The organism is Hyphomonas oceanitis SCH89, assembly GCF_000685295.1.
In the GTDB taxonomy this organism is placed as follows: domain Bacteria; phylum Pseudomonadota; class Alphaproteobacteria; order Caulobacterales; family Hyphomonadaceae; genus Hyphomonas; species Hyphomonas oceanitis.
In genome coordinates this window covers 30966-56548 of record NZ_ARYL01000004.1, presented here as the reverse complement: position 1 = coordinate 56548, position 25583 = coordinate 30966, and the positions used below count along the sequence as shown (strand labels likewise).

26 protein-coding genes are annotated in these 25583 nt (G+C 61.5%); 15 read left to right on the top strand and 11 right to left on the bottom strand.

Translation table 11 applies throughout. The features are described 5' to 3' along the window. Positions 1-10: 10 nt before the first annotated feature. Positions 11-793, bottom strand: a complete 783-nt coding sequence (locus HOC_RS04070) for an enoyl-CoA hydratase (protein WP_035536037.1) — start codon at positions 791-793, stop codon at positions 11-13. A 216-nt stretch (positions 794-1009) separates the two neighbouring features. Then, positions 1010-2188: a saccharopine dehydrogenase family protein gene (locus tag HOC_RS04065; RefSeq protein WP_035536036.1), complete on the bottom strand. Its 1179-nt coding sequence runs from the start codon at positions 2186-2188 to the stop codon at positions 1010-1012. Positions 2189-2359: 171 nt separating this feature from the next. Between HOC_RS04065 and HOC_RS22375 the strand changes: the two genes are divergently transcribed. The 7 genes from HOC_RS22375 (at position 2360) to hisG (ending at position 8440) form a co-directional block, all read left to right on the top strand. Next, complete coding sequence (locus HOC_RS22375; protein ID WP_162174800.1) at positions 2360-2659, top strand: BrnT family toxin; 300 nt, start codon at positions 2360-2362, stop codon at positions 2657-2659. Next, positions 2613-2933 carry a BrnA antitoxin family protein gene (locus HOC_RS04055; RefSeq protein ID WP_241766889.1) on the top strand — a complete coding sequence of 107 codons (321 nt, stop codon included), beginning with the start codon at positions 2613-2615 and terminating at the stop codon, positions 2931-2933. Before HOC_RS22375 ends, HOC_RS04055 begins: the two co-directional genes overlap by 47 nt. A gap of 53 nt (positions 2934-2986) precedes the next feature. Beyond that, a complete protein-coding gene (locus tag HOC_RS04050) occupies positions 2987-4345 on the top strand; it encodes an ABC1 kinase family protein (RefSeq protein WP_035536033.1) in 1359 nt (452 codons plus the stop codon). Positions 4346-4386: 41 nt separating this feature from the next. Beyond that, entirely contained in the window at positions 4387-4839 is a 453-nt protein-coding gene (locus tag HOC_RS04045; RefSeq protein ID WP_035536032.1) for a PaaI family thioesterase, read from the top strand. A 249-nt stretch (positions 4840-5088) separates the two neighbouring features. Next, positions 5089-6570 (top strand): histidine--tRNA ligase, encoded by a 1482-nt coding sequence (gene hisS, locus HOC_RS04040; RefSeq protein ID WP_035536031.1) that lies wholly within the window; start codon positions 5089-5091, stop codon positions 6568-6570. After that, complete coding sequence (locus HOC_RS04035; RefSeq protein ID WP_035536030.1) at positions 6567-7697, top strand: ATP phosphoribosyltransferase regulatory subunit; 1131 nt, start codon at positions 6567-6569, stop codon at positions 7695-7697. Before hisS ends, HOC_RS04035 begins: the two co-directional genes overlap by 4 nt. Further along, positions 7694-8440, top strand: coding sequence for an ATP phosphoribosyltransferase (hisG, locus tag HOC_RS04030; protein ID WP_051624505.1), 747 nt, complete (start codon positions 7694-7696; stop codon positions 8438-8440). Before HOC_RS04035 ends, hisG begins: the two co-directional genes overlap by 4 nt. 290 nt (positions 8441-8730) lie before the next feature. On the opposite strand, the gene HOC_RS04020 is transcribed toward hisG, so the two are convergent. After that, entirely contained in the window at positions 8731-9150 is a 420-nt protein-coding gene (locus HOC_RS04020; RefSeq protein WP_156950371.1) for a hypothetical protein, read from the bottom strand. Between the two features lie 164 nt (positions 9151-9314). On the opposite strand from HOC_RS04020, the gene HOC_RS04015 reads away from it, so the two are divergent. Together HOC_RS04015 and HOC_RS04010 are read left to right on the top strand one after the other, a co-directional pair. Further along, the gene (locus HOC_RS04015) at positions 9315-10505 is read left to right on the top strand and encodes an aspartate aminotransferase family protein (protein WP_035536027.1); all 1191 of its coding nucleotides are present in this window, start codon (positions 9315-9317) and stop codon (positions 10503-10505) included. Between the two features lie 4 nt (positions 10506-10509). After that, complete coding sequence (locus tag HOC_RS04010) at positions 10510-11328, top strand: carbon-nitrogen hydrolase family protein (protein WP_035536026.1); 819 nt, start codon at positions 10510-10512, stop codon at positions 11326-11328. A 12-nt stretch (positions 11329-11340) separates the two neighbouring features. Here the strand turns inward: HOC_RS04010 and HOC_RS04005 are convergent, their stop codons facing one another. Then, positions 11341-12123 carry an SDR family oxidoreductase gene (locus HOC_RS04005; protein WP_035536025.1) on the bottom strand — a complete coding sequence of 261 codons (783 nt, stop codon included), beginning with the start codon at positions 12121-12123 and terminating at the stop codon, positions 11341-11343. A gap of 254 nt (positions 12124-12377) precedes the next feature. Between HOC_RS04005 and HOC_RS04000 the strand changes: the two genes are divergently transcribed. Further along, a complete protein-coding gene (locus HOC_RS04000; protein WP_035536024.1) occupies positions 12378-13217 on the top strand; it encodes a thioesterase family protein in 840 nt (279 codons plus the stop codon). Here HOC_RS04000 and nspC read toward each other — a convergent pair. Next, positions 13214-14359 carry a carboxynorspermidine decarboxylase gene (gene nspC, locus HOC_RS03995; RefSeq protein WP_035536225.1) on the bottom strand — a complete coding sequence of 382 codons (1146 nt, stop codon included), beginning with the start codon at positions 14357-14359 and terminating at the stop codon, positions 13214-13216. The two genes, HOC_RS04000 and nspC, sit on opposite strands and share 4 nt — an antisense overlap. A gap of 129 nt (positions 14360-14488) precedes the next feature. Beyond that, entirely contained in the window at positions 14489-15703 is a 1215-nt protein-coding gene (locus HOC_RS03990) for a saccharopine dehydrogenase family protein (RefSeq protein WP_035536022.1), read from the bottom strand. Between the two features lie 225 nt (positions 15704-15928). Between HOC_RS03990 and HOC_RS03985 the strand changes: the two genes are divergently transcribed. After that, a complete protein-coding gene (locus tag HOC_RS03985; protein ID WP_035536021.1) occupies positions 15929-16183 on the top strand; it encodes a GlsB/YeaQ/YmgE family stress response membrane protein in 255 nt (84 codons plus the stop codon). Positions 16184-16270: 87 nt separating this feature from the next. Here HOC_RS03985 and HOC_RS03980 read toward each other — a convergent pair whose 3' ends face one another. Continuing rightward, positions 16271-16450, bottom strand: coding sequence for a hypothetical protein (locus HOC_RS03980; protein ID WP_035536019.1), 180 nt, complete (start codon positions 16448-16450; stop codon positions 16271-16273). A gap of 283 nt (positions 16451-16733) precedes the next feature. Here HOC_RS03980 and argF point away from each other — a divergent pair, with 283 nt between their 5' ends. After that, positions 16734-17672: an ornithine carbamoyltransferase gene (gene argF / locus HOC_RS03975; protein WP_035536017.1), complete on the top strand. Its 939-nt coding sequence runs from the start codon at positions 16734-16736 to the stop codon at positions 17670-17672. A 3-nt stretch (positions 17673-17675) separates the two neighbouring features. Here the strand turns inward: argF and HOC_RS03970 are convergent, their stop codons facing one another. Then, positions 17676-18992, bottom strand: a complete 1317-nt coding sequence (locus HOC_RS03970; RefSeq protein ID WP_035536015.1) for an MFS transporter — start codon at positions 18990-18992, stop codon at positions 17676-17678. 116 nt (positions 18993-19108) lie between these two features. Between HOC_RS03970 and HOC_RS03965 the strand changes: the two genes are divergently transcribed. Together HOC_RS03965 and HOC_RS03960 are read left to right on the top strand one after the other, a co-directional pair. Continuing rightward, on the top strand, positions 19109-20056 hold the full coding sequence (locus HOC_RS03965) for a radical SAM protein (protein WP_035536013.1): 948 nt from the start codon (positions 19109-19111) through the stop codon (positions 20054-20056). Between the two features lie 76 nt (positions 20057-20132). Then, entirely contained in the window at positions 20133-21065 is a 933-nt protein-coding gene (locus HOC_RS03960) for an Hsp33 family molecular chaperone HslO (RefSeq protein WP_035536012.1), read from the top strand. 73 nt (positions 21066-21138) lie between these two features. Here HOC_RS03960 and HOC_RS03955 read toward each other — a convergent pair whose 3' ends face one another. Continuing rightward, positions 21139-22632 (bottom strand): M20 family peptidase, encoded by a 1494-nt coding sequence (locus HOC_RS03955; protein ID WP_035536011.1) that lies wholly within the window; start codon positions 22630-22632, stop codon positions 21139-21141. A gap of 120 nt (positions 22633-22752) precedes the next feature. Between HOC_RS03955 and HOC_RS03950 the strand changes: the two genes are divergently transcribed. Continuing rightward, positions 22753-24123 carry an MFS transporter gene (locus HOC_RS03950; protein WP_084146123.1) on the top strand — a complete coding sequence of 457 codons (1371 nt, stop codon included), beginning with the start codon at positions 22753-22755 and terminating at the stop codon, positions 24121-24123. Here the strand turns inward: HOC_RS03950 and HOC_RS03945 are convergent. Beyond that, a complete protein-coding gene (locus HOC_RS03945) occupies positions 24120-24734 on the bottom strand; it encodes a DUF924 family protein (protein ID WP_035536008.1) in 615 nt (204 codons plus the stop codon). The genes HOC_RS03950 and HOC_RS03945 overlap by 4 nt on opposite strands. After that, the gene (gene ubiG, locus HOC_RS03940; RefSeq protein ID WP_035536007.1) at positions 24731-25507 is read right to left on the bottom strand and encodes a bifunctional 2-polyprenyl-6-hydroxyphenol methylase/3-demethylubiquinol 3-O-methyltransferase UbiG; all 777 of its coding nucleotides are present in this window, start codon (positions 25505-25507) and stop codon (positions 24731-24733) included. Before ubiG ends, HOC_RS03945 begins: the two co-directional genes overlap by 4 nt. Positions 25508-25583: the final 76 nt, after the last annotated feature.

Here is a 25583-nt window from a genome sequence, read left to right as displayed (position 1 = left end):
GTAAGCCCGTTTACCGGTCCTTGAAGTGGGCAGAGCGCTTTTCGACATAAGCGGCCATGCCTTCCTTCTGGTCCTCGGTTGCGAAGAGGGACTGGAACAGGCGGCGTTCGAAACGGATGCCCTGCGACATGGGCGTTTCGTAGGCGGCGTTGATGGCCTCTTTCGTCATCATTGCTGCAGCACGCGGCATTGCGGCAATCGTGCGGGCCATCTCTTTGACGGTGTCCATCAGGTCGTCAGCCGGGACAATGCGCGCCACCAGACCACAGCGTTCAGCCTCGGCGGCTTCCATCATCCGGCCGGTGAGGCAGAGTTCCATGGCTTTGGACTTGCCTATAAAACGTGCAAGTCGCTGCGTGCCGCCGGCGCCGGGCATGACGCCAAGGCGAATCTCGGGCTGCCCAAAGCGGGCTGTGTCGGCCGCAATCACGATGTCGCACATCATGGCCAGCTCGCAGCCGCCGCCGACGGCATAGCCGCTGACGGCCGCAATAATTGGCTTGCGGGCGCTGGAGGTGCGTTCCCAGTTACGGGTGATCAGGTCTTCATAATAGGCGGCCGGATAGTCCTGTTCCATGATTTCACGGACGTCGGCACCACCGGAAAAGGCTTTGCGCGATCCGGTCAGCACGATGCAGCCAATATCCTTGTCGGCTTCGACGCGGTTAATCGCGTGGGTTAGCTCGGTCATCATCTCATCGTTCAGGGCGTTGAGGTGGTCCGGGCGGTTAAGTGTAATGACGGCGACGCCTGTTTCGGCATCAAACTCGGTCAGCAGGGTCTTGTACGACATAGGGCGACAGGTCCTTCTTGCGGCCGGATGATCCGACCATCGGCGCTGGCGTTTTGCTCGCAGCGGCCGGTTTGGTTTATTTGGGGGTACGTAACATGCCCGGATCATCATGTCCGGCTGGGGTTGAGGCGACTAACGACTCTCGTGTTGCGACCGCGATCAGGAGCGGACGCGGGCGCTATAGCCTGAAAAAAGGGGGCTTGTCACCCTTTTGCCTCAATTGTCGATGTCGAAGGTCATTCCGGCATGGGACTGCAGGCGGCCGACAAGGCTGAGGCCCATGGCGGCGGCGGGGGTGTAAATACCGCCCGAAAGGTCTGCGCAATCCTTCACGAGGCAGAGCGCGGCCTCGGAGATAATCTTGGAGGTCGAGCCGTAGCCCGGATCCTTATCGCCGGTCACTGTGGCGCGCAGGCGATCGCCGTCGCTTGTGATGCCGAGGAGGGCAAAATCATAGAGTCCGGCCTCGCGTTCTTCCTTCGAAGGGCCTTCGCCGGGCTTGGGGCCGTCTTCGCCGCCCATGGAATCGCTGCTGGCGACCGCTTCAGCGGCCGCTTTGCCGGTTTCGCCGGGGCCGGTGAGCATCATCTCGTCATAAACGAAGTCTTCGCCATAGGGGTGTCCCATCAGCGCGTTTGAGCGGTGGATGTTTTTCGTATTGATAGGCGCCATGATGAAGGGGGCGGCCCAGGCGCCGAAATCTTCGTCTTCCAGCACTTTCATACCGTGGGGCTGGTCAGGGCCGACAAAGCCGCCTGTCAGCGAGAAGGGATTACGCAGAACGGCCATGACTTCCGGCTCGCGCATGGCGCGGGCCATGGTCTCGCGGCCCGACGCCGCCGTTCCGCCCGAGAAGGTGCCCTTCATCTTGCGCATGCGTCCCTTCACGCGAACGGCCGGTTTGCCGAACTTGCGCATGGACTCGTTCTGCAGGAACAGGACGCCGAGGTCGAAGGGGATGGAGTCAAAGCCGCAGGAGAAGACGATGCGCGCCCCGCTCTTCTTCGCCTTGTCCTGATAGGCGGCGATCATGTCGTGCATCCAGGCGACTTCGCCTGAGAGGTCGACATAATCGGTGCCATTGGCGGCGCAGGCTTCGACGAGGGGTGTGCCATAGAGCTGGTAGGGGCCGACCGTGGTGAGGACGCATTTGGTGGATTTCACCATGTCCTCGAGGGATTTCGGGTCGGAAGCGTCCGCGACGATCAGCTCGACTGACTTCGGGATGCCCATTTCGTCGCGCACGGTCTTGAGCTTCTCGAGTGAGCGTCCGGCCATGGCCCAGGTGACGTCATTGCCGACGCCATAGGTGTCATTCATGTATTCGGCGACAAGGCGACCGGTGAAACCCGTCGCGCCATAGATGACGACATCGAACTCTGCGGATGGGTTCATGGGGCGGCCTCCAGCTTCCTGTTTCTTATGGTCTAACGAATCGAGGCGAGATTGACAGGGCTAGTTGACAAATCAAGCATTTGTATATACATATGTATTTCCAAGAAAAACCCAGGAGAGCAACCGTGCGCATTTTAAATTACGCGTCCATTCAAAATAGGAATCCTGGATATGAAAGGTTCGTTCCCATCGGAACCCCATCACGGAAACATAGATTGGGATGAAAAGGACAACGAGAAAAACAGACGAAAATACAGGATAGCATTTGAGGATATCCAGTCTGGCTTTGCCAAGCCGCATGTTCGGCTGGAGCTGCATGGGCCTGAAGATTTCATCTCCCTGATAGAAGTACAGGGAGTTGTCTTCGAAGCCCGGTGCAGGTTTGATCTTCATCTCATCATTTTCGCTGTGGACGTTGCAACACATGATGCCAAAACCACATTCTACAAAACTTTATCTCAATCCGATTAAAGACCGCGCTTCTGCGGGCAAGACGGATTTCAAGAAGCTTGGCGCCATGACGGATGCCGAGATCCGCGCGCGTCGCGGCGACGATCCGCACTTTCCGGAAATCGACTGGGCTGAGGCGGATGTCCAGCTTGTCGAACCGGTCGTGAAAAAACCTGTATCCATTCGCCTCGACAGTGATGTGATCGATTTCTTCAAGGATGCCGGCAAGGGATACCAGACGCGGATCAACCAGATTTTGCGCTCCTATATGGAGCACCAGCAGAAGACGGGCTGAGGCGCGGCATCAATACCTCTGCCAATCCCGGCAAAACCGCCTATATCAGTCGCATGACCGATACGCCTGACGCGCCCGATCCGGAACGCAACCGATTGAGCGGGCGCCTTGTCCGCACTGCGCGCGTGGGCGCAAACCTTTCCGGCGCTGGCATCAGCTTTGCCGCCAATTCCCTGTTTGGGGGCGATCAGAGCGATGAGCGGATCGCCAAGGCGCTTGCCGCGGCGCTGGGCAAGTCCAAAGGACCCCTCATGAAGGTCGCCCAGATGGTGTCGACCATTCCGGATTTCCTGCCGGCCGAATATGCCGCCGAACTCAGCCAGTTGCAGGCCGAGGCGCCCGCCATGGGCTGGCCCTTCGTGAAACGCCGGATGCGCGGCGAACTTGGGCCCGGCTGGGACGATCGATTTGCGGCGTTCGAGAAAGAGGCCTCGCATGCGGCCTCGCTGGGCCAAGTGCATCAGGCGACGCTGCATGATGGCCGCCGGGTTGCCTGCAAGCTGCAATATCCGGACATGTCGAGCGCCGTGGAATCGGATGTCGGCCAGCTGAAGGCCATGCTGGGCCTGTTCAAGCGGATGGATGGCTCGATCGACCTGACAGAGATGGTGGGCGAAGTGACCGACCGCTTGCGTGAGGAACTCGATTATGCCCGTGAGGCCAAGCATATGTCGCTCTATGCGCGCATGTTGGCGGACAAGGATTTCGTACAGGTGCCGGAGCCTGTGCCGGACCTGTCGACGGATCGCCTGCTTACGATGACATGGCTGGATGGTGAGAGGCTCGGCGCCTTTGAAGACGCGCCGCAAGAGACACGTAACCATATCGCCGAGATGCTGTTCTGGACCTGGTGGGGCCCGTTCAACAGCCATGCCGTGATCCATGGCGATCCGCATCTAGGGAACTACCAAGTGACCGGTGGCGGAACGGGCATCAACCTGCTGGACTTCGGCTGCATCCGCATATTCCCGCCGACCTTCGTGGAGGGCGTGGTGGACCTTTACAGAGCCATGTTGCGCGACGATTTCGACGCGGCCTATGCCGCCTATGAGAAATGGGGCTTCCAGAACCTGTCGCGGGAATTGGTCGAAGTGCTGAATATCTGGGCGCGCTTCATCTATGGACCGCTGCTCGACGACCGGGTGCGCACCGTGGCGGACGGCGTCACGGCGGGCGAGTATGGCCGCAAGGAAGCCTTTCAGGTGCGCAAGCTGCTGAAGGAAAAAGGGCCGGTGAAAATCCCGCGTGAGTTCGTCTTCATGGACCGCGCAGCCATCGGGCTTGGCGCGGCCTATCTGCGCCTCAAGGCGGAAGTGAACTACCACCGCCTGTTCGAGGAGAGCCTTGAAGGCTTTGACGTTAAAGCCGTTGCGGAGCGGCAGGCGGCGGCGCTGAAGGCGGTCGGCCTGTAAACGGGCTAGCGCTGGCGACCGGACGGCGCTATCCCGCATTCATGACCGACGATTTTACCAGAAGCCAGACATTCGACATTCCGGCCGGCTATAATGAGCTGCCCTGGCACCGGGGCTTTGGCCGCCAGGTTGGGCCTTTATTCGAGAAGCGGGATGCCGGCGGCCTGACGCGGGCTTTCCGTGTCGAGGAACATCATACGAATGGCATGATGAATGCCCATGGCGGGATGCTCATGACCTTTGCCGACATGGCGTGGGGCGGGGCTGTCGAGAAGGACGAAGACACGTGGTGGGTGACCATTCGCCTGATGTGCGATTTCCTGTCTGGCGCCAACCTCGGCAGCTTTATTGAGGGTAAGGGCGAGGTTGTTGGCGTTGCCGACGACATCATCACGGTCGAGGGCCGCATCTGGACGGGCGACAAGCTGCTGATGCGGGGCACGGGTATTTTCAAGCTGATCCCGCGTCGGGACGGCGCGCCCGGGCGTGGCTGACAGGTTGACTTTCGGCCGGGCCGTCAGTATCCGCCTCCCCAATGAACACTGCACTGCACCACCACCACCACGCGTGACGCGCCACTGAGGCGCGAACCGGTTCGGCTGCGCCTCCTGCAAGTGTTCATCTCCCAGAACCAGACCAGATGAGGCAAGCTGCGGCAGGGTCGCGCTTCTGCAACGTGTTGCCTTCCCATCCAGACCGTCTCCGTCTATGCGGAGCGCGGCGGTAAACAGGACCTGATAGATATGAGCGACAAGGACACCCAGCCTCTCACCGGCAAGGATCTTGCCCGCAAGCCACGCGGCTTTCCCGACAAGCGCGAGGGCCTCATCCATGCACAGGCGAAACTGGTGGAGACGGTCACTGGCGTCTATCGCAAATGGGGCTTTGAGGCGCTGGAGACGGGCGCGTTCGAATATGCCGATGCGCTCGGCAAATTCCTGCCGGATGATGATCGGCCCAATGCAGGTGTGTTCGCCATTCAGGACGATGACGAGCAGTGGATGTCGCTGCGTTATGATCTTACGGCGCCCCTTGCGCGGTTCATCGCCGAGGCAGGCCAGACCGTTGGCAGACCATTCCGCAGGTATGCTGCGGGCCCTGTGTGGCGCAATGAGAAGCCTGGCCCCGGCCGCTTTCGTGAATTCTGGCAGTGTGATGCTGATACGGTTGGCGCGCCCGGTTTTCATGCCGATGCCGAGATGATCGCCATGGGCGCCGAAGCCCTGCGTGCGGTTGGCATGGAGACGGGCGAGTTCGTGATCCGCGTGAACACGCGGCGGCTACTGAATGGCGTTCTCGAGAGTGTTGGGGCGGCATCGGCGGATACGCGCCTCGCCATCCTGAGGGCGCTGGACAAGCTGGACCGGTTGGGCGCATCCGGTGTCGCCGACCTGCTTGGCAAGGGCCGGTTGGATGACAGCGGCGACTTTACCAAAGGCGCCGGGCTTGGTGATGCGGAGGTGAAGGCTGTTCTGGCATTTGCCGAAGCGGGCGCGAAAACGCGGGCCGAGACGCTGGCGAACCTTTCGAAAGCGGCCGGCAATAGTGAGGAAGGCAAGGCTGGCCTCGCTGAGCTGGAGGCGATTGCCGTGGCGCTGGAAGCGCTCGGCGCGCCGGAAGGTGATGTCGTGATCGATCCGTCGGTTGTGCGCGGGCTCGAATATTATACCGGGCCGGTTTACGAGGCGGAGCTGTTGCGCGAAGTGACGGGCGAGGATGGCAAGACCTATCGTATCGGCTCGATCGGTGGCGGCGGGCGTTATGATGATCTTGTGGCTCGGTTCACTGGCGAGACGGTGCCTGCGACGGGTTTCTCGGTTGGCATCTCGCGTCTGGCCTCTGCGCTGGCGATCATGGGCGAGACGGTGAAGCTGGATGGTCCGGTTGTCGTGCTCAACCTCGACAAGGACAGCCCGGCTGTGGCGCTTGAGATTGCGACGCTTCTGCGCCGGGCAGGCCTGAGGGCGGAAGCCTATATGGGCGGCTCCGGCATGAAGGGTCAGATGAAATATGCTGACCGTCGCGGCGCGCCTGCCGTGGTCATGGTTGGCAGCAATGAAATCGAAGCGGGAACCGTGACGATCAAGGATCTCGAAATGGGCGCCCTGAAAGCCAAGGCGATCCAGTCCAACGAGGAATACCGCGAAGCGCGCCCAGGACAGATTGAAGTGCCGCGCGGCGAGATGGTGGAAGCTGTACGGCGGATCGTCGAGGCGCAGGGATGACCCCGGAACAGATTGTCGAAGCGGCGAGCGCGGTCTTCGCGCAGACCGGCGCGCGGCCGGTGGACCCGGCCTATGTGCTGGCCTCGGACATTCCGCTGGAATTGTCGGGCGAAGCTGTGCGGGCGCGGCTCTGCGTGTTCACCGATCATCGCGGCAACGAGATGGTCATGCGGCCGGACCTGACCCTGCCTGTCGCAGGGATGGAAGCCGAGAGGCTTGCATCAGGCCGAAATGGGCCAGAGGCCTATACCTACGCGGCGCGCGCTTTCCGACTGCCGGCATCGCCGGACGATCCGATGGAATTCACGCAAGTTGGGTTTGAACGGTTTGGCCGCGAGTCCAGCCCGGACGAGGATGCGGATGCATTCGCCCTTGTGCAGGCGGCTGTCGCGGCTTGCGGTATTGATAACTGGCGCATGGTGATGGGCGACCTCTCCGTGTTTCCGGCTTTCGTCGATGCGCTTGGCCTGCACGGCGTTACTGCCAGCCTGCTGAAACGCGCCTTTCGTCAGGAAGGTGGCGTGGCTGAGTTGCTGGCCGGGGCACCGTCTGCGCCTGAGGTAGATCTCGCGCATCAATTGTCGGCATCTGCGCCGGAGGCGGCTGCACTTGCCTTTCTCGATGCCCTGCGTGAGCGGTCCATCCCCATGATCGGGACACGCTCCGTTACGGAGATCATCGAGGGCCTGAAGGCCAAGGCTGCGGCGGCGGATGCCGGCGGTGTGCCGGAAGATGCCCGAAAGGTGCTTGGCGCTCTTGCCGGCGTCAATTGCAGCGCGCCGGAAACGGCAGAGGCGCTCTCCGGCATTGCGCGGGCTCATGGCTTGCGCGGCCTGGATAGCGTGATCGAACGCGTGACACGCCGGGTAGAGGCGATCATCGACGCTGTTCCCCGTGTTGCAGAGGCCGGAAGGTTCCGCTCGGGATTTGGCCGGCGGTTCACCTATTATGATGGCTTCGTCTTCGAGACCTATGCCGGTGGCCTCGGCGAACGCCAGCCGATCGCGACCGGCGGGCGCTATGACGGGCTGATCGCGGGCCTCTCCGGCGGTCGTGCACGGGCGTCGGGTATTGGCGGTGTGGTGCGTCCTGACCGGGTCATCCGTGCACGGGAGAGTGTGGCATGAGCAAGCTGTCTTTCGCGATACCGTCCAAGGGACGGCTCAAGGAGCAGACCGAGCAGTGGCTGGCCGAGCTCGGGTTTCCTGTCAGCCAGATTGGCGGCGAGCGTGGCTATCAGGCAGAAATTGCCGGGCTGGGCGACGTGGAAATGCGGCTGCTGTCAGCGAGCGAGATTGCGCGCGGCCTGATCGAGGGCAGCCTGCATATCGGCGTGACGGGTGAAGACCTGCTGCACGATTTCGCGCCTGATGGCGCATCCGAATTTCGCATTGTACGCCAGCTCGGCTTTGGGGGCGCGGATGTGATCGTGGCCGTGCCGCAGGCCTGGCTCGACGTGGATACAATGGCCGACCTTGAGGCGGCAGGCGCCGCCTTCCGCAAGCTGCATCATCGCCGTCTGCGCGTGGCGACCAAGTACATGCGTCTGACGCGGCGGTTTTTTGCAGCCAAGTCAGTGGGCGAATACAGGCTTGTCGAGAGTGCCGGGGCAACTGAAGCCGCGCCGACCACGGGCGCAGCGGACGTGATTGTCGACATCACTTCGACCGGGGCGACCCTGAAAGCCAATGGCCTGAAGATTCTTGACGATGGAATCATTCTTAAGAGCCAAGCCTCGCTTGCCTTGTCTCCAGCGGCGGACTGGAGCGACGAGGCGCAGGCGTCCTGCTTGAAGCTGCTGGAACGGATCCAGCCAGATGCAAGTGCGGGCGCAAAAAATTTGTTGAACACATTCTTGACACATGTGTGAAACTGGTGACCTATGAGCAGGCAAGTTTCTGGGAGGAAACGCTGCAAACGGTGGAGAGGCGCGAGACCCGGTTTCAGGTCTTGCGCCTCTTTCCGTTTTGGAGATGTGTTGAGGTATTGAAGTCCTCCGCATGCCAGGGGAGCAAGCAGATTAGAGAAGGCCGAGACGAACCGTAACGACGGCTCAGGTGAGGTAGGGGGCGTTTTGGACATCGCTTCCGATCCGCCTCGTCTTCCTGATTAGCAATATCGTATTATCGATAAACGTCAATCATTATTATCGTTTTTCGATTAATCTTTTGTAATTGTGATGAGCGTGGCGCCGTGCCCGCCTTCCGGAATAATCCGGATGATCCGTGTGGTGCCATCAGGTGTAGCGGTTTCCGTGATCGTATGCGCGCGTGCGACAATCTCCAAAAGGTCCAGCTCTGCATCGCGATTATGAACGATCGTTCTAAGCGTGGACACTGCGGGGCGGGGCTCGGATTCGTTTGCTGCATCCAAGGGAGATGTCAGGGATTCCGTCTCTGTCTTGCGCCCATCACGACCTGTGCGGACGATGCGTCTGCTGATGACGGGCTGATTGGTAGCGGTAACAGAAGTGGTGTCGGTTGTGGCCGTGACGACCTCTCCGGAGCCGTTTATGCCTTGTGCGAAGACGGCCGGAGAGGCGACGAGCAGCAAGGCTCCCAAAAGGCATATTCTGATCATCTCGGCCTCCATCGCATGTGACAAAACCAATGTTGTAAAGTCACAGCATTGCAACCGTGTGACGCCGACATGCGGGCCGGGAGTGGCCAAGCTGTTGACTTACGGTCAGCGTCTCGCCAAGCGTACGGGCAACTTCATCACACTTGCTAATCGCAGGAGAAATCATGAGCGATCCGCGCCAGCACATCATGCCCGTCTACCGGCCACCGGAAGAGGTCTTCGTCGAGGGCCAGGGCCCGTACCTCTTCACCGAAGATGGCACACGTTATCTCGACTTCATCGCCGGCATTGCGGTGAATGCGCTGGGTCATGCGCACCCGGCCATGGTCGACGCACTGCGCGATCAGGCAGGCAAGCTGTGGCACACGTCCAACATGTTCCGCGTGCGCGGCGCCGAGGAACTGGCCGACAAGATCTGCCGTGACACGTTTGCTGACCGGGTGTTCTTCACGAACTCCGGCACTGAGGCCATTGAGTGCGCGATCAAATCCGCGCGCAAGTATCACTGGGCGAATGGCCGCGAAGAGCGCATCGACATCATCACGTTCACCGGCGCCTTCCATGGCCGCTCGCTGGGCGCGATCAATGCCGGCGGCAATCCGAAATACCTTGAAGGCTTTGGCCCGGCGCTGCCCGGCTTCGTGCATCTGGAATGGGGTGACCATGACGCGCTGAAGGAAGCGGCGGCGCGGCCAACTGCGGCGGCTGTTCTCGTTGAGCCGGTGCAGGGCGAAGGCGGCGTGCGCGCCATGCCGGACCAATGCCTGATCGGCCTGCGCAAGCTGTGCGACGAACATGGCCTCGTGCTGATCTTTGACGAAGTGCAATGCGGCATGGGCCGGACCGGCAAGCTGTTCGCGCATGACTGGGTGGCGGGCGCCGAGCCTGACATCCTGTGCGCGGCCAAGGGCATTGGCGGCGGCTTCCCGTTTGGCGCCTGTCTGACAACCGAGGCGTGCGGCGAGCACATGCAGCCCGGTAGCCACGGCTCGACCTATGGCGGCAACCCGCTGGCCATGGCCGTGGGTAACGTGATCTGGGACATGATTGCGAATGATGACTTCCTTGCCGAAGTGCGCCGGGTTTCCGGCACGCTGGCGCAGGGCCTGAAGAGCCTTGCTGATAGCCACCCGGACAAGGTGGAGGGTGTGACCGGCAAGGGCCTGCTGACCGGCCTCAAGATGAAAGCCGATCCGAAAAGCCTGCAGGGCCTTTGCCGCGACAAGAACCTGTTGGTCGGCGTAGCTGGTGCCAATGTGCTGCGCCTTGCGCCGCCACTGATCATCACGGACGAGAACGTTCGCGAAGCGACGGGCATCATTGATGCCGCGCTGACGGAATGGGAACCGGTCTGAGGCTATGACCGTGATCCGCGCCGCCTGTGTGCAGATGCGCTCTACAACAGCGGTGGCGGAGAATATTGCGGCGGCCAGCGCGCTGGTGCGGCAGGCGGCGGAAGCCGGTGCGGTGTTCATAGCGACGCCGGAGATGACCAATCTTTTGGACATCCGCCCCGGCATGGCGCGGCCAAAGATTGTCGCGCAGGAAGATGATGCGACGCTTGTCGCGTTCCGGGCGCTGGCAGTTGAGCTGGGCGTCTGGCTCTTGCTCGGCTCGATTGCGGTGACGGCGGAAGGCGACGATCGACTGGCGAACCGATCTTTCCTGATCGCGCCGGATGGCGACGTGGTCGCGCATTACGACAAGATCCACATGTTCGACGTCGAGGTGGGCGACGGCCAGACCTATCGGGAATCGCGCTCCTACAGGCCAGGCACATCCACGGTGCTTGCCAATGCCGGCATCGGGCGCGTTGGCATGACCATCTGCTATGATCTGCGCTTTGCTGCGCTTTACCGGTCGCTGGCGCAGGCCGGGGCGCAGATACTCACCGTGCCAGCCGCCTTCACGCGTGTGACGGGCGAAGCGCACTGGCATGTGCTCTTGCGCGCCCGCGCCATCGAGACCGGCTGTTTCGTCGTCGCGCCAGCGCAGGGTGGCAAGCACGAAGACGGTCGCGAGACTTATGGCCACTCGCTGATCATCTCGCCTTGGGGCGAGATTCTCGCGGAAGCGGACGGCGATGAGCCGGGCGTGATCTGGGCGGACCTTGATCTTGATGAGGTCGACAAGGCGCGCGCCCGTATCCCGTCGCTGGGTAATAATCAGGTATTCTAGGACCGTTCAGGTCTAGCCGCCGGGCGCTGCGGCAGAGCCTGCGAGCAGTCCGCCATCCAGCGTGAGTTCGGCGCCCGTCATGTAGGCGGCCTCATCGCTTGCCAGCATGACACAGATGGCGGCCACTTCTTCCGGCTGACCGAACCGCTTCATCGGCGTGTCTGCGACCAGCGCCTTCATGCGGGCGTCCCGGTCCGGGCCGTCGCCCAGCATCGGTTCCCAGATCGGTGTCAGGATGGCGGCGGGGTGAACCGAGTTGCAGCGGATGTTCCAGCCATTCTGCGCGCAATAGAGGGCGACCGATTTGGAATGATTCCGGATCGCTGCCTTCGACGAGGCGTAGGCGGCTGCGCCGGGAATGCCGACGAGGCCGGAGCGCGAAGAGATGTTGATGATGCTGCCCGCGCCCTTCTGCTTCATGGCGCCGATGGCATAGCGGCAGCCCATGAATGTGCCGTCGAGATTGACGGAATGGACCGCGCGCCAGGCTGACAGTGAAGCGTTTTCCGGGTCGTGGACCATCTCGCCGTTTTCGAAGCCGGTGATGCCGGCATTGTTGACGAGCACGTCAAGGGCAGGGATGGCTTCCGCAATGCGCAGCCAGTCGGCTTCGTTTGAGACATCGAGATGTTCGTAGCGCGCGCCGATGGCCTCAGCGGTTTCCTTGCCTTGCGCGTCGTCAATGTCGGTGATGATGACCTGGGCGGCTTCTTTTGCGAAGGCCTCGGCGATGGCTTTACCAATGCCACTGGCCGCGCCTGTGATGAGGGCGGTCTTGTTCTGTAGTCGTTGCATGATGTGGGGTTCCAATTGTTGTGAACGGCAGGCGCAATGCGCCCGTTGGCTGGGATCGTTTCCGGAAGGTCCGGTGCCACTAGTTCATCGTTCTGGAAGTCCTTTTTTGCCTTTCCGATTTAGGATCGCTGATAGGGCGTGTCAAACGTCGCCCGAGTGCCATGGTTGAGTTTCGCGATTCCATCACTTTCGTTTCCCGCATGGGTTGCTAGTGTCCGAGCCTAAAAATCTGACTGTTCATGGAGGGGGATGCGATGGACCGCGTTGATGACTTTGAGGAGGCGACGCGGCTTTTGCGTCTGCGTGACCAGAGCTGGGCGGTTGACCTTCGTGCGGACTGGGGGCTGTGGAGCCCGGCGGGCGGGTTCATCTCTGCGCTGGCCTTGCGGGCGTCGGGAGAAGCGACGCGGTTGCCGCGCCCGGCCAGCATGACGTGCCACTTTCTGCGCATGGGCAAGTATGGCCCGGCCGAATTGCGCGCGGAAATTCTGAAGTCGGGCCGTCGCAGTGAACTTGTCAGGATGGAACTGGTTCAGGAGGGCAATATTCTTTTGATGTGCCATGTCTGGGCTGTGCAGGATGAGGCGCCGGGGCTGGCGCATGATTCGTCACGCCTTCAGAACGTGCCGACCCCGCAGTCGCTCAAGAGTTATGAAGAGCTGCACCCGGACAGGCCGGCGCCTCTATTCCTGCAACGCTTCGAGGAGCGCCCGATCAAGGGCATGCCGGAGGCCGGGGATGGCGCGCGCGATCCGGAGTTGACGGGGCTCTACAAGTTCCGGCCAAGGGCGCGCGCGGAGAATACGTTCGTTGATGCGGCGCGGGCAATGATCCTGCTCGATACCTATGGCTGGATGGCGCAATACCCGGCGCACCCGGAAGATGACCCGTCGCCCTGGATCGCACCGAACATGGATTACCATTATCGCTTCCACCGCCCGACCACCGAAGCGGAGTGGCTGCATATGCGCATTCGGGCAGGGATCGCCGAGGGCGGTCTCATGTCAACGGACGGTGAGATTCATGACCTTGAAGGCCGGTTGCTTGTCAGTGGCACATCGCAATTGATGTGCCTGCCAAGGCCTGGCGCCTAGCGGCCGAGACGCCGCCGGAATTCTTCGTATCCGAAATCAGTCAGCGGTTCGACGACGCCGTCTTCCCAGCGCACGGCGAGGTTGGCGAGCGGTGTCCCGTTGAACGTGTTCGTCTTGACGAAGCTGTAGTGCATCTGGTCGGTGAAGATCAGTTGCTGGCCGGGCACGAGCGGTTCCGGGAAGGAATAGTCGCCGAGCACGTCGCCGGTCATGCAGGTCTTGCCGCCGAGACGATAGGTGTGCGCGAGTTCGCCGGGGTCGCCCGCGCCGATAATGTCGGGCCGGTAGGGCACTTCGAGCACGTCGGGCATATGGGTGGAGGCGGAGGCGTCGAGGATGGCGAGGTCCAGCTCATTCTTGTGAAGCGCGAGGACGGTTGCGTAGAGTTCGCCAGTGTTGACCACGAGGCCTGCGCCGGGCTCCAGCACGACTTCCACATCAAACTTCGCCTTGAAGGCCTTGATGGCCGCGATCAGGGCATCGACATCATAGCCCGGCTTGTTGAGGAAATGGCCGCCGCCAAAATTCACGGCGGAGACCTGCTCAATGTATTTCCCGAAATTGTCGGCGACGAATTCGATGAGGCCGACGGAACCTTCAGCGAGGCTCTCGCAGAGGGCGTGGACGTGGAAGATGTCGACGCCGGACCAGTCGACACTGTCCAGCATGCCGGGCACTTCGCCGAAACGGCTGCCGGGGGCTGTGGGGTTGTAGAGGTCGCCGCCAAGTGTGGCGTTGGAATAGCCGGGGTTCACCCGCAGGCCGACCTTGCAGCCAGCGTCGCGCGCGATGGCGCCGAAGCGGGCCAGCTGTTCAGCCGAGTTGAAATAGATGTGCTGGGCGACCTTGGTGAGGCGCTGCACTTCATCCTCGGTATAGGCGGGGGAATAGACGTGCACTTCCTTGCCGAATTCCTCGGCGCCCATGATGGCCTCGTGCTCGCCGCTGGCGGTCGTGCCATCGAGATAGTCGCGCATCATCGGGAACACGGCGGGCATGGCGAAGGCCTTGGTGGCGAGCAGGACCTTGCAATCGGCTTTCTCGCGCACACGCGTGGCTGTCTCCAGGTTGGCCCGGAGGCGGGCAACGTCGAGGACGAAGCAAGGAGTGTTGATGTTCTCTGGCAGCAATTCAGCGGTCATGTTCTGGAACTCATGCAAAAGGAGCGCTCACCCTGAGCGCAGTCGAAGGGCGGGCGCGGGAGTAATAAGGTTGCGCGTCGCACGAGGCTCGTCCTTCGACTGCGCTCAGGATGAGCCCCTTGTTGAAGATCAGGTCTTTACAGAAAACAGTTCGTCCTGGGCGCCGGGCGCGAGGTCAACAATCGTCGTCGGAAGGCCGCGCTTGGCGACGTCTTCGAGGAAGGGTGCTGACGGGAACTGCTCGACGTTGAACACGCCCTTGCCGCTCCAGATGCCCTTGAAGAACATGGCCGCGCCGGAAACGGGTGGCACGCCGGTTGTGTAGGAGACGGCCTGCGCGGAGACTTCCTTGTTCGTCTCGGCATGGTCGGAGACGTTGTAGAGCATCTTGGTGAGCGGCTTGCCATCCTTCTTGCCACGGACGATCACGCCGATCGACGTCTTGCCGGTGTAGCCTTCCGCAAGGGACGACGGCACGGGCAGCAGATCTTTCAGGAATTCCATGGGCACGATGTCCATACCCTTGTGCTTGATCGGTTCGAGGCCGATCAGGCCGATGGATTTGAACACTTCGAGGTGCTTGATGTACTGCTCGCCAAAGGTCATCCAGAAGCGGATCTGCTTCAGGCCCTTGATGTTCTTCACGAGGCTTTCCTCTTCCTCGTGATAGATGAGGTAAGAGGCTTTCGGGCCGACTTCCGGATAGTCGATATCGCAGCGGATGGAGAGGGCAGGGATCTCGATCCACTCGCCGTCTTTCCAGTATTTCCCGTCCTGCGTCACTTCGCGGATGTTGATTTCCGGGTTGAAGTTCGTGGCGAAGGTCTTGCCGTGATCGCCGGCATTGCAGTCGACAATGTCTATATATTCGATCTCGTCGAACAGGTGTTCCTGCGCATAGGCGCACCAGATGTTCGACACGCCCGGATCAAAGCCGCAGCCGAGAATGGCGGTGATGCCTTTCTCGACGAACTTGTCCTGATAGGCCCACTGCCAGCTATATTCGAACTTGGCGATTTCGCGCGGTTCGTAGTTTGCGGTGTCCATGTAGTTGGTGCCGGTCTCGACGCAGGCGTCCATGATCGGAAGGTCCTGATAGGGCAGGGCCATGTTGATCAGGAGGTCCGGCTTCACCTTGTTAATGAGCGCGACGACCTCGGCGACATTGTCGGCGTCGACCTGTGCGATCTCGATCGGCGTCTTGCACATCTTGGCGACTTTCTTGCAGCTTTCGATGCGGCGCGAGGCCAGCGTGATGTGCTTGAACGTGTCACGGTCCATGGCGCATTTCTGCGCGACCACTGAGCCGGCGGCGCCAGCGCCGATGATGAGTACGGTGTCCATTAGTCCTGTCTCTCCTGAGATTAGAGGGGCCGGTGGGCTTGCCCGTCACATAGGGCAAAGCGCGGGCCTTCGCCAGCGGAGAGATGTGGGTGGCGCTGGAGTGGCGGTAGCGAGAATGCGGACTTTAAGCTGGCGTGTTGGCGTCCGGGTCCAAACGCGCCTAGAGTCAGTGGTTCCATAAGAAGAGGGCCGCATGTGCGGCCTGACAAAAACGAGGAAACGCAAATGACCCTTGAAAGCCTTATTATTTTTCTGCTGATCGGCGCTGTCGCTGGCTGGCTCGCCGGACTCATCGTCAAGGGGTTCGGCTTCGGCATCGTCGGCAATATCGTGGTCGGCATTGTCGGTGCCTTTATTGCCGGATTCCTCTTCCCCGCACTGAATGTGAGCCTGGGCGCGGGCATCGTCGGCGCGATTATCCACGCCACGATCGGCGCCGTGATCCTGCTACTGGTGGTCAGGGTGCTGAAGCGCGCCTGACATAATAGCCTAAAGGTGCCGCAGCGCGGGGCAAGGCGTCTGGGAGGAAACGTACGTCCCGGTCCCGCGCCGCGACACGGGCTGACATCATGCAGCGCGACGAGGCGCTTCGAGCCGCATGATCTCCGATGTCAGCCACGCATAGTGACGCTCAAGACGCGTCACCATTGCGATTTCAATTTCGGGGCGGCAGGCGAGCTCTTCGCGCCAGACTTCAAGCACGCGGACTTGCTGTCTCAGCCAGCAGACCATCGCTACATCATCCATGGGTAAGCACATCGGGAAGGACCTCCGTTTCGGTGGCTCACCATATTGCGAACCATTCTCAAAATGTGCCACGCTCGCACGCTATTTGCAAGTCATTCTCAATTACTTTTTGGCCAGATATTTGGAATTCACGGGATTATCTCGCCAATGCGGCTGCCAAGGCCTTCTCCAGCGCCTTGATCCGGGCGTACAGGTATGCCGGATTGCTTTTATCGCACGACTGGCGCCGTAGCGTGAAACGCGCTATCCCCCGCGCTTCCTTTTTGAACGGGAGCGCCCGACCATGACAACGCCTTCAGCCCCGCGCCACTTCCTCGACATCTGGCATCTTGAGTCGGCTGACCTGCGTGCAATCCTGGATGAGGCCCACCGCGCCAAGAATGCGCGCCAAGGCTGGCCCAAGGGCCGCGTCGATACGGGCGCGCCGCTGGAAGGCCACACGCTCGCGATGATCTTCGAGAAATCGTCTACGCGGACACGGTTTTCCTTCGACATGGGCATGCGCCAGCTCGGCGGCAGCTCGATCACCGCGACCAGCAATGACATGCAGCTCGGACGTGGCGAGACCGTCGATGACACGGCCCGTGTGCTTAGCCGTTATGTCGACGCGGTAATGATCCGCGCGAATGACCATAGCGATGTCGAAACCTTCGCCGAGTTCTCCAGCGTGCCGGTGATCAACGGCCTGACGGACCGGTCGCATCCGTGCCAGATCATGGCCGACCTGCAGACGCTTGAAGAGAGCGGCCTTACGCTGCGCGGCGCGCGCCTCGCCTGGGTTGGCGATGGCAACAATGTCTGCGCGAGCTTCATGCATGCAGCTGCCAAGTTCGGCTTCTCGCTGGCGGTTGGCACACCGCACCGGTTTGCGCCTGATGATGAAGATGTCGAGATCGCCCGCGAAATGCAGGGTCGTATTGATCTCTATGAGACCGCTGAGGAGGCCGTCGCTGGCGCCGATGTGGTGATTGCCGATACGTTCGTTTCCATGGGTGACAAGGATGCCGAGCGGCGTCTTGAAATCCTCGAGCCTTATGCGGTGACCGAAGAACTGATGGAACTGGCGGCCGGTGGCGCGAAGTTCCTTCACTGCCTGCCGGCCCATAGGGGTGAGGAAGTGGACGCCGAAGTCATCGACGGGCCAAATTCCCTGATCTGGGACGAAGCCGAGAACCGTCTGCATGCCCAGAAAGCCATTCTGCGCTGGTGCCTCGATAAATAGGGATCAGGCTTTCGTCTGAACTTCTTCCAGACCTAGGGCGACCGGCAGCGCCAGCGCGCTCATGACGGCGAGTAAGCCGAGGACGACAGCCTCGCCCGCAAATTGCGCGATAAGGCTGAACCCGCCACCGAGCAACAGCAGCGCGCCGATGATCGTGTTGGAAAGCGCCGTATAGGCGGCGCGCGTTTCCTGTGTTGCCATGTCGACAAGATGGGTCGAGCGGCCAAGCCGTACACCCTGATAAGCGATCATAAGTGCAAACAGAACGAGGGGCAGGGCCCAGACCGCGCCCAGCAGGCCTGCCGTATTGAAGGCAAGCGTGGCGCAGAGGGCGAGCGTCGCGGAGGCGGATGTCAGGACGAGCACCTTCCGACTCGATTTGTCGGCCAGTCGTCCCCAGACATAAGAACTGAGGAGGCCTGCGCCAGCCGAAGCGATCACGAGCAGGCCGAGACCGCCAAAGCCGTCGCTGCCGTCCGGTCCATGCTCGCGCGATGCTAGTGCCACCATGAAGGGTGGTGCGAGGGCGGTCGAAACGAGCAGGCCCCGTACCGCGATAAACCGGCGCAGTTGAGCGTCGCTACGCAGCAGACCGAAATTCTCCATGACCGCGCTGATCGGGCTGGCCCCGCCCTCGGTTGCGCCCGGCACTTCCCGCAACTGCAGGAAAACTGCGGCACCCGCGATCCAGAACACGCCTGCGCCGATCAGGCCGGCCTCGACAATGTCCATGCGCGGCAAGAGGCCAGACGTCAGTAGGGCGCCATATGCCAGCACGGCCGCCGCGCCGACGGTCGTGGCTGCGCCTGTTGCCGAGCCGCGCCGCGACTTGGACACGGTCTTGCCGAGCACATCCTTGTACGTCACCGAGCAGACAGAGCGCGCCACAGCCAGAACGGCGAGCGCGCCGGTGATGGCGATGCCCGCTGCTTCGCCTTCAAGCGTGAAGGCGCTGACTGCGATTGCCAAGGCCGCGAGGCCCTGCACCAGCGACCCGGCGGCCCACGCCCATTTGCGCTGCGGCAGCAGGCGCAGTGCGCCCGCCGTGAACAGCTGGGGCAGCAGTGAGCCTGCCTCGCGCACCGGCACCAGCAGGCCGATGAAGAGTGTGGGTGCGCCGAGCGTCGCCAGCAGCCAGCTCAGCACCAGCTTTGGATCGATCAGCCCATCGGCAATCTTGCTGGTCGACAGGGCCATGACATGCGTCGTGAAGCTGCGCGCTTCCATATGGCATGCGTCTTCGGGAATATCCTTGCACACGCGGCCATCGTCGCCCGATGTCAGCATCTGGAAAATCAGGTCATGTGTTTCGCGTGCCATAGAGAACGATCTATACGAGTCACGCCGAGCGGCAATGCCTGCCGCTTCCTTCACGCGCCATCACGTCTGCGAGAAGGCGCTGGCGCCCGGCGGGCGCATCTTGTTAGACATACGCCATGGCTCACACTGTTTTTCCGCGCGAGAAATTCTCGAATCCGCACATGACCGCCAAGGGCGAAACCCGCGCCAGCGTTGACTGGCGTGGCCTGAAGACCCTGTGGCTGAATACCGGCACGCTCTGCAATATCGAGTGCGCCAATTGCTATATCCTGAGTTCACCCACCAATGACCGGCTGGTCTATCTTAGCCTCGCTGACGTCGCGCCATTCCTTGACGAGATTGATGCGCTTGGCGGGGGGCCTAAAGAGATCGGCATTACGGGCGGCGAGCCTTTCATGTGCCCTGAGATACTGCCGATTATGGAAAGCGCATTGCAGCGCGGACACCGCCTTCTGCTGCTGACCAATGCCATGCGCCCGATGATGCGCCCGCGCATTCAGGCAGGTCTGCAGGACCTGCACGCCCGCTATGGTGACCGGCTGACCTTGCGCGTGTCGCTGGATTCCCATGATGAGGCCGCCCACAATGCCGAGCGCGGCGAAGGCGCTTTTGCCGAGGCCTGCAGGGGGCTCGAATGGCTGGCCGGGCAGGGCATTCATGTGGCACTCGCCGGGCGTCAGACGCTCAATGAGGACGATGCCTCAGCGCGCGCCGCCTATGGCGAACTGGCTGCGCGCCTTGGGCTGAAGCTTGATCCCGCGAACACATCGCAGCTCGTCCTCTTTCCCGAAATGATCGCTCGGGACGATCCGCCGGAAATCACCACTGCCTGCTGGCAGATCCTGTCGAAGGACCCGGCTGACATCATGTGCGCCAACCAGCGCATGGTCATCCGCCGCAAGGGAGCGGGCCGCGCGACGGTTACGGCGTGCACGCTGCTGGTCGACGATCCGGCCTTTGAGCTGGGTGCCACGCTGGGCGAAGCAACGGCCGAACCCGTGCGCCTGAATCACGCCTGGTGCGCCAGTTTCTGTGTGCTCGGTGGGGGCAGCTGCTCAGCCTGACGGGGCGCCCCCTTGCCGCAGAAGGTTCGCGCTGCCACATGGGGGCATCCATCCGCCCCGCCTGAAAGCGTGCCCCATGACCGATATTGCCCGTCCTGACAGTGACTTTGTCGTCAATTTCCAGATCGACCAGCGCCCCGTGCGCGGCCGTGCCGTCCGCATGGGCGCTGACAGCCTGTCGCCGATCCTGCAGCGCCATGACTATCCACGCAACCTGGCCCGCATTCTGGGCGAGGCTGTGACGCTGGCTGCAATGGTCGGCGCTTCCTTGAAGTTCGAAGGCCGTATCCTGGTCCAGGCCGAGGGTGACGGGCCCGTCTCCATGCTGGTTGGTGAATACCGCACCGATGGCGGCGTGCGCGGTTATGCCAAGTTTGACGCCGACCGTTGGGCCCATCTTGAGAAAGTGAATAAGGGCGCTGCCCCGCATATGCCACAACTCTTCGGCCCGACCGGACGTCTCGCCCTTATCCTTATTCAGGACGATCCCTCGATTGCGCCCTATCAGGGCATCGTGCCGCTCGAGAAGGGTACGCTGTCGGAATGTGCGGAAGAGTATTTCGCCCAGTCCGAGCAGGTGCCGAGCCGTATCAAGCTTGCCGTGGCCGAACTCGACCGCAAGGGCGAGAAGCCGATCTGGGTGTCAGGCGGCATGATGGTTCAGCGCATCGCGGGCGACGAAAATCGCGGCGACACGATAGAAGTCTGGCGTGAGGCCGAGGCCCTGTTTGGCACGCTGAGCGATGCTGAGTTGGTCGATCCCGACCTTGCCGTGCCCGATCTCCTGTTCCGCCTGTTCCATGAACAGGGCGTGCGGATGGAAGACCGGGTTGGCCTGCTGGACAGCTGTACCTGCAATGAAGAGCGGCTTGTCGATACGCTGAAGGGCATGCCGGACAATGCCCTGCGCGAAATGGTCGAGCCCGATGGCACGCTGGCCATCGATTGCCAGTTCTGCGCCCGGCACTACACGATCCCGATTGAAAAGGTGACCGACCCGGTCAGCTAGGCCTGAAACAAGCCCGGCCGCTCCTTTAGGGGAACGGCCGGGACGTCAGGGTTGTGGTTTGGGAGATAAGGCCTCAGGAATCCGGGCCGTCCATGCCGAGAATGACTTGTGCATAGCCTTTCGACAGGCGCGCCATGTTTTCCACCGAGATCCGCTCATTCGTGCCGTGAAAGCCTGTGAGGTCTTCCGGGGACATCAGGGCGGGCGCAAAGCGGTAGATGTTCTGCGTGATCGCCGCTGCGTAGCGGGAGTCTGTCGCGCCGATAACGAGCGCTGGCGCAACTGGGGCTCCATTGCCGACTTCAGCGGCCACGCTTGCGAGTACTGCATAGGCGCGGTTGTCAGTCGGTGAGACCGGCGATGCCGGGCTGCTGATACCGTCGCCTCCGATTTCGATCTCGAGGCCTTCAATATCCTTCGTGACTTCCTTGACGTGCGCCATGACAGATTCTGGCGTGTCATTCGGGTGGATCCGGAAATTGACCATGGCCATTGCCCGCTGCGGCAGAACGTTTTCCTTGGCCGAACCGCTCAGCATGGTCGGTGCAGTCGTGGTACGGATCATGGCATTGCCTGCCGGTACTTTGGCCATCGAGGATTCTACAGCGCCCTGGAACAGCCAGAGGTTCGCTAGAGCCATGCGCTGCATGAAAGGCATGTCCTGGCCAGAAGCCAGGAAGAGTTCGGAAACCGGGGGCTTGGAGAAATCGGCCGGCATCTGGTTTTCATCGAGAGCGACAATGGCGCGCGAAAGGGCCACGTCGGCCGAGTTGCGCGGCGGTTGCGACGAATGTCCGCCAGCGGCGACGACGGTCAGCTTGAGCGTGATATAGCCTTTCTCGGAGACGCCGACAAAGGCCATCGACTTGCCCGTGATCGGCGACGGATCGATCACCATGAAGCCTTCGTCGAGGGCCATTTCCGGTTCAACGCCGCGTGACTTCAGCAGGGCTATGCCAGCCTGTGCACCCGACCCGAGTACTTCCTCGTCATGGCCGAACATGAACATCACGGTCCGCTTGGGCTGGTAGCCTGAAGCTGCGAGCCCTTCGGCAGCTTCCATAAGGCCAATCAGGTTGCCCTTGTCGTCAATCGCGCCGCGTCCGTAGACGTAGCCGTCGATGATCTCTCCGGCAAAAGGCGCGCCAGTCCAGTCGTCCTCGGTGCCGATGTTCACTGGCACAACATCCTGGTGGGCCATGAGGAGGAGCGGTTTCAGCGACGGGTCGCTGCCCTTCCACGTGTAGAGCAAGGTAAGCGTGCCGGGCACGGTCTCGCGAGTCATCGCGGCGTGCGCGGCAGGATAGGTGTCCACCAGCCAGTCCTGCAGGGACAACCATGCCCCTTCCTGACCGGGGCGCGGGTCTCCGCCGGACAGCGTGACGGTTTTGAACCGGATGGCTTCGGCGAGATGCTCTGCGGCTGATTCTGCGGAAATCTCGGGTGCGGCAGGCAGCTCAACGCGGCCACCGACGGGTGAGCCGCCATAAGTGAAGGTTCGCACGAGTATGATTCCGACCACCAGGACGACAAGTCCAAGCACGCCAAGCATCAGTTTTTTCAGCATTATCAGTCAGCCCTTACTTTGAATTTGGCCGGAAACTCACGACTAAAGGCCCAGCCGTCAAGCCGCAGTGCAGCATAAAAATGACTTGGCCGTCACGAATTGCATGCGCAGTCTGTGGATATGACATCAACGCCCGCTCAACGCCTTTCCCTACCGCGCGTTCTCGCATTCTCGACGCTGAGTATTCCGCTCGCGGGGGTGGGCCTTCCATTGGCCGTATACCTCTCGCCGCTCTATGCCCACGAAGTGGGACTGGGGCTGGAGTTGACCGGTCTTCTTTTCATGCTGCTGAGGTTTTGGGACATCTTCACCGATCCGGTGATGGGGTATCTGGTGGACCGGTATCGCAGTCCACTCGGACGCGTCAGGCACTGGATACTGTTAAGTGTGCCGCTCCTCGCGGTTGCCACCTATTTCGTCTACATGCCGCCGCGAACGGGCGTCGGCCCGGGCTATTTTGTCGGATGGATGCTGCTGTTCTATGTGGGCTTCACCCTGCTTCAGACATCGCGCTCGGCCTGGGTGCCAGCGATTGCCACGACATATGATGAACGCTCGCGCCTCTTCGTATGGCCCGAGGTCGTGAGTATCGTGGCGATGTTGACGCTCCTCGCCCTGCCGGCGATTTTGCCAGTGCTCGGATTCGAACTTGACCGATTTGGCCAGGTGGCCGTCATGGGCGCCGTTCTACTGGTCTCGCTGCCCCTGTCTGGCGCGCTGGCGGTGTTCTTCGTGCCTGACCCGCCCATCCCGGGCGACGCCGGAAACGCCCTGAAATTCGAGCTGAAGCCACTTCTGGCTGCCGTAAAAAACCAGATGCTGGGGCGCGTTCTGGCCATGGAACTCTTCGCGGGTACAGCCATCGCGGTGACGGCTTCCAACTATCTTTTCGTCGCCGAATACGTTTTCAAGCTCAATAATACGCAAGCCAGCCTGATCCTGATGGTCTTTTTCATCGTGTCGGTATCGGCGATGCCGCTCTGGTTCCTGCTGGCGCGTCGTACGGAGAAGAACATTGCCTTTCGCACGGCCACACTGTTCGCGGCGGTGAGCTATCTCCTGTACTTTTTCATGGGACAGGTTGGCGGCTTCTGGCCCTTGTTCATCGGAGCAATCATCAATGGCGTCGCCTTCAGCGCGCCCATCGTTCTGACGCGATCAATGACGGCGGATGTCGTTGAATGGCAGGCGGCCCGCAGTGGCGAGAACAGGGCTGGAATCTACTACGCGCTGCTTACAAGCGCCTACAAGGTCGGATCAAGCCTGGCTTTCGGAGTGGGCTATCTGATGGTGGCACAGCTGGCGGGCTTCCGCCCCGGGCAGGACAATTCGCCAGAGGCGATCAATGGGCTACTCATGATCTTTTGCCTGCTTCCCGCAGGACTATACCTCGCGGCGTCGATTGCTTCCTGGACCTATCCCCTCTCGCGGGCGATGCAGCAGGATGTTGCGCGCAGCCTTGATCCACGCGGACCTCAGACGCTCGACTAGAAGCCGCTGCCGGGTTTGGCGAGATAGGCTTCTTCCTCGGGCGTGGATTTACGGGCGACGACGTCATTGCGATGCGGGAAATGGCCGAACCGGTCGATCACCGATTGGTGCGCATAGGCATATTCAAGCACGCTTTCGGTCAGTTTCCCGAATTCTTCGCGTGCGTCGCGGCGCAGGGCGGTGAACATTTCAACCGAGCGCGACTGGTCGCCCGCGTCTTCGGAATGCTCGAGTGGCAGGTAGAAGAAGATCCTCTCCGCTTCGCTGAGGGAGAGGTCTTCGCGCAGGGCGAGGCCTTCCTTGCAGAGGCGCAGCGCCAGCATATCCTGTGAGAAGGAGCGCGGGCTGCCGCGGAATATATTTCGGCTGAACTGATCCAGTACGATAATGGCAGCCAGTCGGTCGCACGCGCCCTGCGCGGCCCATTCCTGCGCCAGCGGTCCAGCGGCGAGGGTCTCCAGCAAGGGCAGGAAGCGCTCGCTTATCTCGGTATCGAGTTCAGGCGACTTGGCGAACCACATCTTGTTCTTCTCGCCTGCTGCTTTGCCTGACTGGCTGGCATCGCCGATCCAGAAGTCGAGAATGTCTTTTGGGGTGGGCAGTGCGCTCATGCTTCAGGTCTCCGGGCAACGACCATGAAATTGACGGCGGTATCGTCTGAGAGGATCCATGCGCCTGATAGTGGCTTGAAGACCACGCCGGTTGCGGGCTCAGGCGTCATGCCGGCCGCCAGCAAAGCCGTGCGGACCTCGTTCGGCGTCACAAATTTCGACCAATCATGCGTCCCGCGCGGCAGCCAGCCGAGCACGTATTCGGCGCCGATCACGGCGGTTGCGAGGGCCTTGGCTGTGCGGTTGAGGCTGGCGACGATCATCAGGCCGCCGGGCCGCACGAGGCTGGCCGTATCCTTCAGGAACTGGTGGGCATCTGCAACATGCTCCACCACTTCCAGGTTCAGCACAATGTCGAACGGCGCTTCGCCAGCGTCGATCAGGCCTTCAGCGGTTCCGGCGCGATAGTCGATGTCGAGCCCCTGTTCAGAGGCATGGGTCAGGGCTGTCTTGATGTTGGCTTCAGAGGCATCCACGCCTGTGACACTGGCACCGAGGCGGCACATGGGCTCGCTGACAAGGCCGCCGCCGCACCCGATGTCGAGGAGGCGCAGGCCGTCGAGCGGCTTCACGGCGCCTGCCGCGATGTCAAAATGGCGTTCGGCTGTTTCACGAATGAATTTCAGGCGGACAGGGTTGAACCGGTGCAGCGGTTTGAACTTGCCGGTGGGGTTCCACCAGTCGGCTGCCATGGCCGAAAACTTGGCCACCTCATCGGCATCGATGCTGGGCGTACGGGGCGCAGCGCGCGAACCTTCGATTGTTTTTACCATCTTGTGGCGTTCCCGTTTGATCAGCGTCGAACTTAACCCTATGAGGGCGCATATAAAGGGCAAACCCTTCACTTCA